We start from the raw sequence: 13,947 nt of genomic DNA on the forward strand, positions 1-13,947 counted from the left end.
CTGGGTCTACAGCGTTATCGGCAACCATGAGCTGTTGATGATCGCCGGGGCCGGCGAGCCGAGCCTGAAAGCCCGGCTCAGACACACCGCCCTCCCCTGCCTCACTGTTCACCGCCGTGAACAATCGGGCGGGTGAATGATTTGGAAAGCCCATCGAAACGCAGAGCCGCTGCACGCTCTTCGACCACCTCCAACGTGGAGGAAGCAAAATGTCGACTGCCGGATGTGTTCAGGGTCATTTACGCAAACTGTATGGGGACGCGGTTCTGGATAATGTCAACTACCCCGCCCTAAAGGACGGGGCTTGTAGAGAAAACCCTGCAAGCCAGGTTGACCAGGGAAAGCGGTAACCAGCCCGCTACGTTCATCACAGGTCGTTAAGACCCACCCCGGAATGCTTCCTCAGTTCCGGGCACTGGAAGGCTAGGATCATGCTGGCGAAAGGTAAAGCGCCGAAGATTTTAGTCGCCGCGAAAGCGGGAGCCGATGGTGGACATTCCCGAGGGGAGAGAGGCTTCGGCCTCCGTCACAAGGCCCGTAAGGGCATTGATTAAAAGGAAGAAAATGTCGGTTTTTGTATTGGATAAACGCAAAACACCTTTGATGCCTTGCTCGGAAAAACGAGCACGGCTTCTGCTCGCCCGTGGGCGAGCCGTGGTGGTTCGTGCCTATCCCTTTACAATCCGACTGAAAGATCGAATCGGAGGAAATACACAGCCGGTTCGGGTGAAGATTGATCCGGGCAGTAAGTCTACAGGGATTGCCGTCGTGCGAGAAAAAGGTCAGAAGCAGCATGTGCTAGCGTTAATGGAGCTTCAGCATCGTGGTCGCCAGATCAGTAAGAATTTGGAGCAGCGTCGTGCGTTTCGCCGTCGTCGCCGCAATCAACTCCGGTATCGGGCACCCCGATTCCTGAATCGGACTAAGCCGAAAGGCTGGCTGGCACCGAGCCTTCAGCATCGGGTGGATACCACACAGAGCCTGGTGAGCCGACTCCAATCTTTGGTTCCGGTCGTGGCCATCAGCCAGGAGCTGGTGCGCTTCGATACCCAGAAAATGGAGAATCCTGAGATCAGCGGTGTTGAATATCAGCAAGGCACCTTACTAGGCTACGAAGTGCGCGAATACCTTCTGGAAAAGTGGGGTCGCGAATGCGCCTACTGCGGAGAGAAAGACACACCGTTGCAAATCGAACATATTGATCCAAAAGCCAACGGCGGTTCCAACCGGGTCAGCAACCTGACGTTGGCGTGCGATCCGTGCAACAAGGAAAAGGGGAAGCTGTCCTTGGAAGTTTTCTTCGCCACCTCGAAGCGCCTGAAGAAATATCAGTCTCGACTGGATCGCGTGCTGGGGCAGGCCAAAAAGCCTCTTAGAGACGCCTCAGCCGTCAACTCTACTCGGTGGGCGCTGTATCAGTCATTAAAAGACGCAGGTCTACCGGTCGAAGTCGGAACTGGCGGCCAAACCAAGTTCAACCGGAGCCGACTGGGCATCCCCAAAACCCATGCCCTGGATGCCGCGTGTGCTGGAAGCGTTGAACAGGTTTCTGGCTGGGAAGTGCCGACTTTAACCATTAAGGCGAACGGTCGTGGTAGTTACCAGCGCACCCGCCTGACAAAGCACGGCTTCCCGCGTGGCTATTTGATGCGTCAGAAGCAGGTAAAGGGCTTTCAAACGGGAGATATGGTGAAGGCCATTGTTCCGAAAGGCACAAAGGCGGGTGTCTGGCTTGGCCGGGTCGCCGTTCGCAAAACCGGCAGTTTCAATATTCAGACATTAGAAGGTGCCATCCAGGGCATCTCTTACAAGCATTGCACATTAACCCAACGAGCCGATGGCTACGGCTATCACATTCAAACTATTAATCTAAAGGAGGATGGAGTCAGGGAAAACAAGTCGTGCTGACGCACGACGCGCTATCCCTCCCCGCCCTGAAGGACGGGGTCTCCCGCGCAAAATGATGAGCAGCCTCGATGCGAGCGAGTATCTGTGCCCGCAAGGCGGCAAGGCCGTCCTGTCCTTTGACCAGGGCCAGCCCCGGGAAAGCACGGATGGCTTCCTGATCTTCAGTATCGGTGACCGATTCACCCTGTCGCACGACGGATGCAAGGCGCCCGGTGCTCAGGGACCGATTGTGCAGGAAGGGCGCACCACGACGACCGTGGTGGATGGGCGATACGGTGCGTTTGATGATTTTGCCAGCCCCAATGGCATCGTCTGCACCACCTACACCGGTGTTGGCCTGCGTCAACTACCCCGCCCTAAAGGACGGGGCTTGTAGAGAAAACCCTGCAAGCCAGGTTGACCAGGGAAAGCGGTAACCAGCCCGCTACGTTCATCACAGGTCGTTAAGACCCACCCCGGAATGCTTCCTCAGTTCCGGGCTCTGGAAGGCTAGGATCATGCTGGCGAAAGGTAAAACGCCGAAGGTTTTAGTCGCCGCGCAAGCGGGAGCCGGTGATGGACATTCCCGAGGGGAGAGAGGCTTCGGCCTCCGTCACAAGGCCCGTAAGGGCATTGATTAAAAGGAAGGAAATGTCGGTTTTCGTATTGGATAAACGCAAGAATCCACTGATGCCTTGTTCGGAAAAACGAGCACGGCTTCTGCTCGCCCGTGGGCGAGCGGTGGTGGTGCGTGCGTATCCCTTTACAATCCGACTGAAAGACCGACTCGGTGGTGATGTTCAGCCGGTTCGGGTGAAGATTGATCCAGGTAGCAAGACTACTGGCATTGCGGTCGTGAGAGAAAAAGGCAAGAAGCAGCATGTACTAGCGTTAATCGAGCTTCAGCATCGTGGTCGTCAGATCAGTAAAAGTTTGGAGCAGCGTCGGGCGTTTCGCCGTCGCCGCCGTAATCAACTCCGGTATCGGGCACCCCGATTCCTGAATCGAACCAAGCCGAAAGGCTGGCTGGCACCAAGCCTTCAGCATCGGGTGGACACCACCAAGAGCCTGGTGAACCGACTCCAATCTTTGGTTCCGGTCGTGGCCATTAGCCAGGAGCTGGTGCGTTTCGACACTCAGAAAATGGAGAATCCGGAGATCAGTGGTGTGGAGTATCAGCAGGGCACCTTACTAGGCTACGAAGTGCGCGAATACCTCTTGGAAAAGTGGGGTCGCGAATGCGCCTACTGCGGAGAGAAAGACACACCGCTTCAAATTGAGCATATTGATCCGAGAGCCAACGGCGGTTCCAACCGGGTCAGCAACCTGACTTTGGCTTGCGATCCCTGTAACAAGGAAAAAGGTAAGCAATCGCTGGCGAATTTCTTTGCTACATCGAAGCGGCTGAAGAATCACCAGTCTCGATTAGACCATGTGCTGAAACAGGCTAAAACACCTTTGAGAGACGCCTCAGCGGTTAATTCCACACGTTGGGTGCTCTACCAAGCGCTTAATGGCACTGGATTACCGGTCGAAGTTGCTACAGGCGGTCGCACGAAATTCAACCGGAGTAGGCTCAGTATACCGAAAGCACATGCTCTGGACGCCGCCTGCGTTGGTGAGGTGGAAGAAATATCCGGTTGGGAGATTCCAACGTTGAGTGTCAAGGCGAATGGGCGTGGTAGCTATCAGCGCACCCGCCTGACGAAATACGGCTTCCCACGCGGCTACCTGATGCGCCAGAAGCAGGTGCAAGGTTTTCAGACCGGCGATATGGTAAAAGCCATCGTTCCGAAAGGCACAAAAATGGGCACTTGGCTTGGGCGTGTCGCGGTTCGCAAAACCGGAAGCTTCAATATTCAGACATTAGACGGTGCTATTCAGGGCATCTCTCACAAATATTGCACATTAACACAGAGAGCCGATGGCTATGGCTATCACGTTCAATTCACTAACTTAAAGGAGAAGGGAGTCAGGGAAAACCAGTCGTGCTGACGCACGACGCGCTATCCCTCCCCGCCCTAAAGGACGGGGTTTCCCGCGCAAAATGATGAGACCAGGAAGACTTCGAAGGGGTACCAGATTCGGTTTGACAATACTGGCGTACCTGATGATATTCAGGAGGCGGCTTTGAAGGAGCTAGAACACTTCCTTGATAAGCATCTATCTTCTTAGTCCGCTGGTTAGCTTGCTATGTGTTCACCGCCGTGAACGCGTGTGCGACTGAGAACTAACAAGACAAGAGATTCGGTACGAGTTGTAGGGGCTAAGCTCTAGGTCTATAATTAACGCAGACCTACAGCGTAATGGTGTGTTAGCATGACAGGCGAGCAGGAGCTGATTCCGGTTTTGTCCGAGGATCTGCAAGAGTTTAAAAAAGCGGGCATCGACGTCGGCGAAATTTCCCGTCTTCTGCACTCCGTCGCCACTGGCATGAAGGCGCGAGGGCAGGCGGCCAAGGCAGCCCAACCTTCCGGGTTGACCCCAGCTGAAATTGCGGTACTGGAGGCTGGCGGTGCCCGGGGCCTGTCCGGTGACAGCGCGAAAACCGCTCCTGCCAAACGCCAGATGGCTGTAATCCAACTGGAGATGGAGTACCTGCGCTTAAAAAACACCTCGCTGGATGGCCAACAGGTCGCCAAAAAGCTAAAGGTGAGTCAAGCCAGAGTTCGCCAGCGTGCGCTGCCGGGAAACGCCGGGCTTTACTCCTACCGGACGCCCAGCGGTGAACGACGATTCCCGCTGTGGCAGTTCCATGACAGCACGATCATCCCGTATTTGCGAGAGCTGCTGAAGGCCCTGAATCCGGATCTGCACCCGGTTACCGTCCAACGTTTTATGACGACAGAGCATCCGGACCTCGAAAGCCCCGCGCTCCACGATTGCCTGTCGCCCCGGGATTGGCTGATCACCGGTCACCAGCATGAAGATGTACTCGTGCTGGCCCGGGACCTCTGAGGCATGGCCAAGTTCCCGAGCCCACCAGGCGTTGGCGTACTGAAAGAGATTGACCCCGAGATCCGGACACTCAACAGTGGTACCGCTGTCTATCGAATCTTTCGTTCCCGCAGTCGGCACAAACTGTACTGGAATACGTTTCGCTATTTTGGGCCAACATCAGCACGCTATGACCACCATTTGCCCGACGACCAAGGTCAGTCCCAGATATTGGATCGGGGCATTCTCTATGGCGCAGTCGGTGATTTGGCCATCCAGACCTGTCTGGCCGAGGTCTACCAGAGTGCCCGCACCATTGACCGGGACACCGAAGCACCGGTGCTGTGCGCCTTCTCCACCACTCAACCGCTGCACCTGCTGGATCTGTCCGGGGCATTTACCACCAAGATCGGCGCATCCATGGCCATCAACACCGGCCCCAGGCCAAGAGCCAGATTGTGGGCGCAACAGCTCTACGAGGCCTACGACCGCTGCCATGGGATTTACTACAGTTCCTCGATGTACGGCAACCAGCCAGCCATAGCACTGTTCGAGCGGGCCACGTTTGCGCTGCCGCAACATACAGACTTCCACCGTCTGCTCTCGGACCCCGATCTGGATGACATGGTCATTTCAACTGCCGCGGATATCGGCTACTTCCTTGACGATCCGAACCTTCTCAAACCCTGAGCAGTCGGTTTGCCGCCCTCAGGCGTAAAGGGTGGGGAGGATGTCAAGGGTCCGTGCTTGTGTTGGAAACTGATTTGCCGATCACATGCCGTGATCTGGGGTCGTGGGTTTAATTTTCCTTGTCCAACCTGTCGCTTTGGGGTGCAGGGGGTGGCAAGGCCGTAAGTGGCCACTGGCGCCTCGTGAGATGCTCTTGCATGATGGCGACTTCATGTTGCTCCATGGTGTCGAGTACCGCTTCCCAAAGTGATCCTTTTGCTATCGCCCGGGTTCGTTTGAGCCGGTCCCGTTGCTGCCGAAATACCGTTCTTTGATTGACCTTCTGATGCCCAGTAGCTTCGATGCAATCAATTTGGCGCCAATTTTCAGGGATGATAATTGCGCCCTTTCCCCAGCGCAGTGCAAGGTCTATACCCTCCGGGTCGAAATCGTAATACAGAGCGAGTTTGTCTGCAGGTTGCTGCGCAACAAGGTTTTGAGCATGGGAGACATTCTCCCGGTGACCGCGGTACAAAATAACGCTGTTAGTCCACGGTTCTGGCAGACGTATTTCGTGCCACGCCGGCATGATCGCGCCGTTTTCCACGATTAGCAGTCGTTGGCGCTTTAGCTCATCCAGATCCAGTACCTCTGGCTTTACGCTAAGCACGGTCCCTGGCGGCGTCTGGACTCGCGTCTCGTTGATGATCACGTCGGCCTCGCCGGCTGTAGCCAACACCAGTAGGTCGCCAAACACCGAGTCGCTGGTTAGCTTTTCGTTGCTGGCTTTATCCGCCATTGCCATACGCCCCCCTTTCAGGGTGTCATGTTGCGGATCAAGGCCCGTCAGTTGGCGACCGTACTCCCGGAGCCTGGCTAACTCCGCCCGCGTAAAGCGAAGCTGGCGGCCCATGATGACGCCAAGCCCGGTCTGTTCGTGGATGCCGGACCAAACCTTGTTGTACTGGGCTACCTGTTTTCCTGATTGGAGTAAACGTTTGATCGCCCCGAACTCACCCAGCATGGCTTTGCCTCAATATCAGGTCGTAGATGAAATGATTGTCCGGGTACACTGGGTCCTGTTCATGGTGATACTGGATATCGATCATGGCCTGGTCTGGCCCTGTGAGAGCGTCAAGTTCGGCTGACAGGGTTGCCAGCCACTCAGGTAAGGCTATATCCAGATCGCTATTGATTAGCACCTCGCTGGCGCATAATTCGCGATCACCGATATCACCGTCGAGCAGGTACCGGATCAAATCATCAATCACGACGGCTACCGGGTCTTCCGGCTCCTCTACAACCTCTCCATCCACATCAAAATCGACGGAAGGTACTGAGTCGGGGGTGGGCGACTCCTGGGGCGCCATCTCATCGACGATCCTTGCGGAGGCGGCCAAGTCAATCAACGCCTCATCGTCCACCGGGTCATAGATGTCGCCGATTGCATTCATCTGGAATGGGGAAACCGTGTTCAGTGGTGGCGGACACGCCTCAAGGTCCAGATGGTCAATGGAAGGGGTGTATCCCGGGTTATTTTGGTAGTGCGTCTCAAAGCCGCCCACCAGCCGGTTCAGGCGCTGATCCTCGCGCAGGCGGACGAGCATTACACGTAGCTGGTTCAGGGCATAGGAGAGATTACGGCGCCCTTCTTCGAGTGTTGCCGGGAGATACTTGAGCAGCAGTCGTTTCAGAAAGGGGTCACTGCCAGCCTGGTCCGCCAGTTCTTGAATGTTAAAGCTGCCAAAGAGGGCGGTTAGCCGACCGGCTCGGTCAATCGCATGCTCGTTCTGACGAATCCTGAGTTCCAGGTCGGTGATATACGAAAAGCCACTGTTCAGGTAAGCCGAGAAGGTTTCCGTGGCACCTCGTATGTCCTCGATGAGCAAGTGCAGATGCTCTTTAATTTCGCCCTCCAGACGGTCCTGGTCAGGCAAAGAGACGTTCGCCCTTGCCTTGCGGTACTGCTCGAAAAGCTCTGTCAGCTCGCGCCAAAGGGTGTCTACCTGCTCGTTGGCCCAGCGACGCCGATCTGACTCCGTGATGTGGTTCAGGAGTTTGACCAGATCCTTGTTCAAGCGGGGATCTTCGTCCTCATCGATCTGCCAGGCCAGCCGATGGTGCTTGAGTCGCTCGATCAGACCTTGATTTTCCTCTGTGTCAGGCAGGCAATTACCCCTGCTCAGGTGTGCTTCCAGGATTTCCTCGCTGTAAGCGGCGATTAACCGGAGCGTTTTCTGCGCGTCATCACTGCGAGCCATCAGGCCAACCTCAACTGTTCTTCTTCGTCATCTCCAGTACCAGCGTGGATACCCTCGTGTGTCTGGATGAACGTCATGACATCGTACATCCAGGTCCACTTGCCCGTGGCCTGATACACACTTCCTGAGGTGCCAAAACGCACCAGATATCCCTTCACCACCAAAGCATCCAGTACGGCCCTGATGCGGCCAGCCACATCACTACGCTTGTTCTGAAACGGCTTTTTCTCGCTCAGAGAGCGAAGCTTGTCCGCCAGCGTCGGCACATTGGACACCCGGTCAATCATTCTGCCCTCTTTCAAATGGTCACCCGGCGCTATGGGGCGGTCGGTAGTCTCAATGTTCATTACCAGGCGCAAGAACTGGACGAAAGCCTCAAGATGGTTGGCTACCTCGCGGAACTGCTGACGGACGGCCTCTTTTGCTTCTGGCGCTGACAGGTCTTGGTAAGCGCAGACCCAGGTGTCGCGGCTGCTGGTGGTTCTCAGCGTCCGGTTAATCTGATCGAGGAAGTCTGCCACACGCTGGCGGTGTTCCGTTTTCAGCAGGTAGGTATAGCAGTCCGGAAAGCGGTACTCACAAATGACCTCTCCGGCCATCAGGGCGGTGACGGTTTGTTCGAATAGCGGGTTACTGGGCATAGGTCTGATCCTCCTGGGCGGCCGGGCTGGGCTTTGCTAACTGATCAAAAAACGCCTTTGGGTCACGGGTGTCATCACTGCTTGGCGGCCGGAATGTATTCACGCGGCCGTCCCGCAAACTGACCTTATTTTCAAAGAACTTCCGCAGCGAATGATCCAGTTTTGGGCAGGCCGAGATCATGGTCAGGTTGTGCTGCTCCAGCATGGCCGCCAGTTTCGCAATGTTGTTGTCGCTAAGGGTTCCAAGCTCGTCAATGGGCCAAGTGATTCTGGTGTTAAGGTCCGGGGCCAGATAACGGGTGAGACCCATAAAAATGGCCGTGATTGCCAGATAGGTGAGCCCTGTAGAGCTTGCGTGGAGGAAATCGTTGTCATTGCGGATGTGGACAGGGCGATTGTTCTCTTTGAGCTTGATGGTCATATCTACCATGGACTCGATTTTGTCACCCATTCGGGCCGCACCAAGGGTGCTGATGACCTGGCGAAAGTCCTGAACCAGCGCATCGGATGGTATCTCCCGGCGATGCGACAGCTTCCAGGTCCGCCAGCTATCTACGAAGTTTTTCAGCGGCGCCCAGCTTTCATCTTCGTAGATGCGCGGCTCAAGGACGACCTCGATATCGGTCAATGATTCTATCTGTTGATCGGTGTTGATTGCCCGGCGCAGGGTATTGGCGACCTGCTTAACCTGGCTGCCCATAACATTCAGTGAGTCATGGTAGTCAGCCACCTTGTCAGCCTCTGCCGTAAACTGGTCGGTCAGACTGAGTCGCAGGTGTGGCAGGTGCTGTTCAAGCAGGGTTCGGAGATTCTCTACCTGGGCCAGTTCGACGTCTTCATCAAAAGCGTCCTCTGCATCGCTCAACTGGGCAATCTGCTGGCTTCGCATGTCCCGCCACGCCCGAAAGACCTGCGTGTTTTCATACCGGCTAAGCACGGACACGGCGTTTCGGAAGGCCTTGACGACCTGCGTCCTGAGCCTTTCAAGCTGTGCGTAAGCATCCTGCAGTTCACGGGTAAGCACGCTAAGATCACCGGGCAGCTCTGCCGTCAGAACAGGAATGCCGTCAAACTTGCGCAGAATGTTATCCGCGGCCTCCAGTTTTTGGTTAAACCCATCCAGGCGACTCTTAATAGCCTTAACCTGATTGCGGGCTTCCTCCATTCGCTGCTCATGGACCTTTCGGGCTTCCCGTTGCTGGCGGGACAGCACGTCGCGTTCTTTCTCATGTTCTGCGCACTGAGCCTGAAGGCGCTCCACCTGCGACCAGTCACGCTCCCGCCAGCTTCGGTATTCCCTGACAAGGGGCTCTGATTCGTCAATTTGGGCAATGAGGCCCGCAAGCGCTTCCTTCGCTTCCCGGGTTCTGCGAATAATCTCAGAGTCCACACCTTCGGCTTCCAGCTGTTGAGCGTAAGCCTTGTTGAGACGGTCGATTCGCAGGGAGTGTTCCTTCGCGGCCTCATCGAACAGCGCCTTGGCGTTGCTTTGTGCCGCCTCCAGCTCTGCTTTCTTGTCGGCCCACTGGCCTTTGTACTCAAGGCGCTGGCGACTGTACCGTTCATTGATTGCCTTGACGGTATCCTCGGTGTCCTGGTCGAACAGTTGTATTTGCTCACAAACCTTTCTCAGGTCCGCCGCGATCGCATTTAGTCGCTGTTGTTGTGCCTGTTGGATGCCCTCCCGCACTTGGGCCAGGCTGGTTCGGGCAGCATTGAGTGAATTATCCAGAATCCGTTTTTCACTATTGAGGTTTTCTGCTTCCCGCTCACGATCCTGGAGCATCTGGTTGCGCTTCTGGGCGGCCTTTTCGGCTTCTTCGCAAACACGTCTCGCCTGCTGACGTTGCTGATCCTTTTCCGCCAGGATCGCCATCTGCTTTTCTTCGCTGGCGGCGATGTCCGGTGTCGGCAGGCGATCCAGGTCCAGTGTCCAGCCCATCAAGGACTTTGCAGGGGATTCCTGGAATGTCGGATTCAGGTCGGGACGCATAAGCAAGTCGGGGTGAACCACCCGGGCCAGCCCTTCGGTCCAGGCCGGGTCCTCGACTCGCAAAGCGGCCAGCCAGGTGTCATCGCCAGGGTTGATCTGCTCCTGCAGGCGGTTAAACTCCTGGTCCAGTTCGTCGGCCGTCTGTTCGGCATTGTTCAGGCGCTCCTGAGCCGTATTTCGATCATGGCGTGCCTGTTCGCGCTTGTTGACGGCTTCGGTCTGGCGCTCGCTGATATTGGCTCCCAGGTCATCCAGTTCAGCGACCTTGGCTTCAGTCTCCTGAATTTTCCGGGTTTCCTCGGGTGTCTGGCCGGGATTGTCCCGCTGGGTTTCGAGGCTTACCCGCCTGGCGTCCAGCTCCCGCCGCTGAGCGTGGCGGCTTTCTCTGTAGTCAGCCACCTCTGTGGTGGCTTTGTTGTCCAGTCGGGCAAGCTGTTGTTCATGCTCGTGGCCTGCTTGCTTTAGGGCATCCGTAGCCATCGCGATCCGGTCTTTCCTGCGTGCCTGTTCCTTGTCGAACGTGTGTCGGATCTCGCTGATCTGCTGATTGTGTTCCGATTCAAGCTGGTTAACCTTGCTGGTCAGAACCTGGAAATCGGCCTCGGCATCTTTGAGCTTGCGCTGGTATTCGGACCGGTTGGCCAGTTGCTGCTCCTTCTCGGGCAGGCCCTTGTCCTCATAAGCCGCATTCTGGTCATAGAGCTTCTTCAGGTGAGCCTCATGGGTATCAACTTCATGTTGGCGCCCGGCAACTTGCTGGCCCAGGTGGCGGTCGTCCCTCTGAAAGCGCTCATCGGCATCTTCCGCCTCAGATTTGAGTTTGGAGGCCTGCCGCTGTAACCCCTGCCGGGTTTCTTTGCCTTCTTCGACGGACGCCCGAAGGCGTCCCACCGTCCGGCTCGCCTGTTCCCGGATCGCTTTGCGCTCCCCTTCCTTAATCAGGCAATCTCGTATCTTCGGCTCTTCCTGCTCAAATGCCTTGATGCTCAGGATATCGTTGACCAGATCACGCTCATCGAGGATCTCAGGCCGCTTATTGATGTGCAGGTGGTCGAACATGGTGTCGCACAGCATCGTTTTGAAGCTGGACAACAGGCGGCTTTTGTTCAGCAGAACATAGGTCAGCCGATCGATGTGGGCCATACGACTGTCGGTATCGCCCAGGCTAAAGTCGTTTGCCAGTGCCCGGAGTTTCTTTGCCTCGGCGGGCTGCCGTTTAAGTAGTTTGGGGTTGCGCTGGATAATCGCGCGGTAATCGGTAATGGTGTTCACCATTCGAGACACCCCGACACCACTTTGAGAGAGTTCGCTAAATATCGTATCCGCTGTTGACCCATTTATCAGGGCCTCTTTGATATCCGGTCGGAAGAATGTTTCTTCTACGCCGCCTTCAACAAACCTGTAGGCCAGCTTGCCCTGGGCATGCCGATACATGACGGCGCAGCACAGACCTGTATGGCGGCGATACTCGAAAATAATGAGCGATTGCAGGCTTGGCAGGTAGTACCGTACAAATGAGTCTCGGTCGGATGTTTGCGTAATGATCCGTTCGGGCTCCTCACCATAAAACGCTGGGATCAGTTGCAGGACTGAGGTTTTACCTGCCCCGTTAACACCCCCTATGTGCGTTCGCTCACGACACGCAATTTTGATTGTGCGGCCCTCTACCTTTTTGAAGCTGTGGTGGAGAATAATGTTCTCGAGTCCGTAACTCTGTTCAGATTGGGTCACTGTGTTACTCCCTGCTTTCTTACCTGCCTCAAACCTTTTTGGTCGGAGCCCTGCATGGCGTTTGGTGCGTATTGCGCGCTTAAAGCCCATTGTACTGCCTGGTGGGGCTCATTTACCGAGGCGGATCGCTTCACCCATCAAATGGGCAGGTTCGGTCTGGGCCTCCCGAAACCCTGCCCACCGATTCTTGTGACGCGCTTACGCGATCATTGCGGCGTTGCCGCTACCGGGCCGTTGGCCCTTGCCTGGATTCGGGTCGGGCTCCGCCCTTCCCTCTTTAGTCCGATACTGGGAGGCAGGCCCTGGCTGCACAGCAGTAGATTCCCATGAAATGAGGGGCAGCCTGACCTAGTGAGAAGAAATGTTTCTGTTCGATAACTCCAAATGTCACAGATCAGCCTATAGCATGTATTGCACATACAAACTTGGCTGCTATAGTGTGTCACATATTTTTAGTACCCCAGTTACATGTCACGAATCATTAAGATTTTGTTTTTAAAGCAGAACTTTATGGTTGCACTTTTGCCGGTTTCAACGCGATTTTCAGGGTGATTTTTTCAGGATCATTGAGGTGGACCCAATCAGTTGGACAACCTGATGGTGTCCCTAAACTATGATCCGGTTGTTTCCCGGGCTGAGGCTGCCAGAGATATGGGTTGCTCGTAGTACACCTCATCGGGCGTTTGGTAATCAAGGGTTTGTTGGTACCGGGTCTGATTGTAATGCCGGAAGTACCGACGGAGCGTCTGCTTCAAGTGTCTGCCATTCTCGAAGGCAGTGAGGTAGACGCACTCCTGTTTGACTCTGCACCAGAATCGTTCCGCCTGTGCCAGACTCATCGAATTACTTGCCGGCTCTATTCCTGCCCTCGAACCGATATTGACAAATTCACTTAATCGCTCATTTAATCCATAATGCCGGCGCGCTCAGTAGGTTGATAACTACCGACACTCCTATGCCTACAGGGTGTGGACTTGTTAAGAAAATCCGTTGCGGAAGAGACACGATCCCCGCACAATTTTGACTTTCACAATAAGGAGAACAATGTGAAGAAATTTCAACTATTGGGCGTTGTGTTAGCTACGGTCTATTTAGGTGGTTGTGCAACTAACAACCAGGCGGACTTGTCGCCAGAGTTGCAAAACGAGCTTGATAAACCGCTGTACTGTGAAGGAGAGGCGGACTGTAAAGCAGTATGGGAGAGGGCCACCTTCTTTGTGAACAACAACGCGGGATTTAAGCTCCAAATCCATAACGACACGATCATTCAGACGTTCAACCCAACACAGAATTCCCCACGCCTGGCGTTCAGTATCTCGAAAGAACCGCTCGGAGATGGGCGTTATCAAATCTGGACGAAGGCATGGTGCGCCAACATGTTTGGCTGTCAGCCAAACCAATACGAAGCGATTGCCAAAGCCAAGAAATACATGCGGACCGGTAACCGATAACGCATTACGGTAGCGGGCCTATCGCTCGCTACCAACCTGGTCAAAAACGGTAAGGGCCAGAAAGGGTCTCTATGGAAAAACCTCTGATCCCGAAGCGCTTCGCCACAAGGATCCGAATGGCGCAAGAGAAAGTAACTGATGCATGTAAAAACATCGTGAATGATGACATAGCAAATGCCCAAGATCTTGACCGTATTGCAGAGTTCGAGGCCGATTCTAAGGCGTTCGCCCGAAAATATTATGGAAACAAAACCGCTGATTCTTATCCGGTTCAAACCAATATTTCAAGATGTAGGGAGAACATACTAAGGAGTTCAAAAGTAAGCGAACATGATGTATAATAAAAACATTGCTCGCGGACTATATCGGATATCAGC

At 55.0% G+C, this 13,947-nt stretch carries 12 protein-coding genes; 7 read left to right on the forward strand and 5 right to left on the reverse strand.

What is annotated here, in order from left to right; all coding sequences use genetic code 11:
• The first annotated feature begins 564 nt into the window (after positions 1-564).
• The 5 genes from iscB (MLC59_RS18470) to MLC59_RS18490 all read left to right on the forward strand — a co-directional run bounded on the left by iscB (MLC59_RS18470) (position 565) and on the right by MLC59_RS18490 (position 5,514).
• Complete coding sequence (iscB, locus tag MLC59_RS18470; protein ID WP_248237068.1) at positions 565-1,908, forward strand: RNA-guided endonuclease IscB; 1,344 nt, start codon at positions 565-567, stop codon at positions 1,906-1,908.
• A 52-nt stretch (positions 1,909-1,960) separates the two neighbouring features.
• Positions 1,961-2,284, forward strand: coding sequence for a hypothetical protein (locus MLC59_RS18475; RefSeq protein ID WP_248237069.1), 324 nt, complete (start codon positions 1,961-1,963; stop codon positions 2,282-2,284).
• Positions 2,285-2,463: 179 nt separating this feature from the next.
• On the forward strand, positions 2,464-3,882 hold the full coding sequence (gene iscB, locus MLC59_RS18480) for an RNA-guided endonuclease IscB (RefSeq protein ID WP_248237071.1): 1,419 nt from the start codon (positions 2,464-2,466) through the stop codon (positions 3,880-3,882).
• Positions 3,883-4,206: 324 nt separating this feature from the next.
• Complete coding sequence (locus MLC59_RS18485) at positions 4,207-4,845, forward strand: hypothetical protein (protein ID WP_248237073.1); 639 nt, start codon at positions 4,207-4,209, stop codon at positions 4,843-4,845.
• Positions 4,846-4,848: 3 nt separating this feature from the next.
• Entirely contained in the window at positions 4,849-5,514 is a 666-nt protein-coding gene (locus tag MLC59_RS18490; protein ID WP_248237075.1) for an RES family NAD+ phosphorylase, read from the forward strand.
• A 109-nt stretch (positions 5,515-5,623) separates the two neighbouring features.
• Here the strand turns inward: MLC59_RS18490 and MLC59_RS18495 are convergent, their stop codons facing one another.
• The 5 genes from MLC59_RS18495 to MLC59_RS20205 all read right to left on the reverse strand — a co-directional run bounded on the left by MLC59_RS18495 (position 5,624) and on the right by MLC59_RS20205 (position 12,958).
• A complete protein-coding gene (locus tag MLC59_RS18495; RefSeq protein ID WP_248237077.1) occupies positions 5,624-6,517 on the reverse strand; it encodes a DUF7281 domain-containing protein in 894 nt (297 codons plus the stop codon).
• On the reverse strand, positions 6,507-7,754 hold the full coding sequence (locus MLC59_RS18500; RefSeq protein WP_248237079.1) for a hypothetical protein: 1,248 nt from the start codon (positions 7,752-7,754) through the stop codon (positions 6,507-6,509). The genes MLC59_RS18495 and MLC59_RS18500 overlap by 11 nt, the downstream gene beginning before the upstream one ends.
• Positions 7,754-8,395: a hypothetical protein gene (locus tag MLC59_RS18505; RefSeq protein ID WP_248237081.1), complete on the reverse strand. Its 642-nt coding sequence runs from the start codon at positions 8,393-8,395 to the stop codon at positions 7,754-7,756. The genes MLC59_RS18500 and MLC59_RS18505 overlap by 1 nt, the downstream gene beginning before the upstream one ends.
• Entirely contained in the window at positions 8,385-12,209 is a 3,825-nt protein-coding gene (locus tag MLC59_RS18510; RefSeq protein WP_248237083.1) for an ATP-binding protein, read from the reverse strand. Before MLC59_RS18510 ends, MLC59_RS18505 begins: the two co-directional genes overlap by 11 nt.
• Positions 12,210-12,730: 521 nt before the next feature.
• Positions 12,731-12,958 (reverse strand): integrase core domain-containing protein, encoded by a 228-nt coding sequence (locus tag MLC59_RS20205; protein ID WP_427901744.1) that lies wholly within the window; start codon positions 12,956-12,958, stop codon positions 12,731-12,733.
• A gap of 207 nt (positions 12,959-13,165) precedes the next feature.
• On the opposite strand from MLC59_RS20205, the gene MLC59_RS18515 reads away from it, so the two are divergent.
• Positions 13,166-13,570 carry a hypothetical protein gene (locus tag MLC59_RS18515; protein ID WP_248237085.1) on the forward strand — a complete coding sequence of 135 codons (405 nt, stop codon included), beginning with the start codon at positions 13,166-13,168 and terminating at the stop codon, positions 13,568-13,570.
• Between the two features lie 71 nt (positions 13,571-13,641).
• Positions 13,642-13,911, forward strand: coding sequence for a hypothetical protein (locus tag MLC59_RS18520; protein WP_248237086.1), 270 nt, complete (start codon positions 13,642-13,644; stop codon positions 13,909-13,911).
• Positions 13,912-13,947 lie beyond the last annotated feature (36 nt).

Origin of the sequence: Marinobacter bryozoorum, assembly GCF_023156245.1 — a bacterium.
Taxonomy (GTDB): Bacteria; Pseudomonadota; Gammaproteobacteria; order Pseudomonadales; family Oleiphilaceae; genus Marinobacter; species Marinobacter bryozoorum.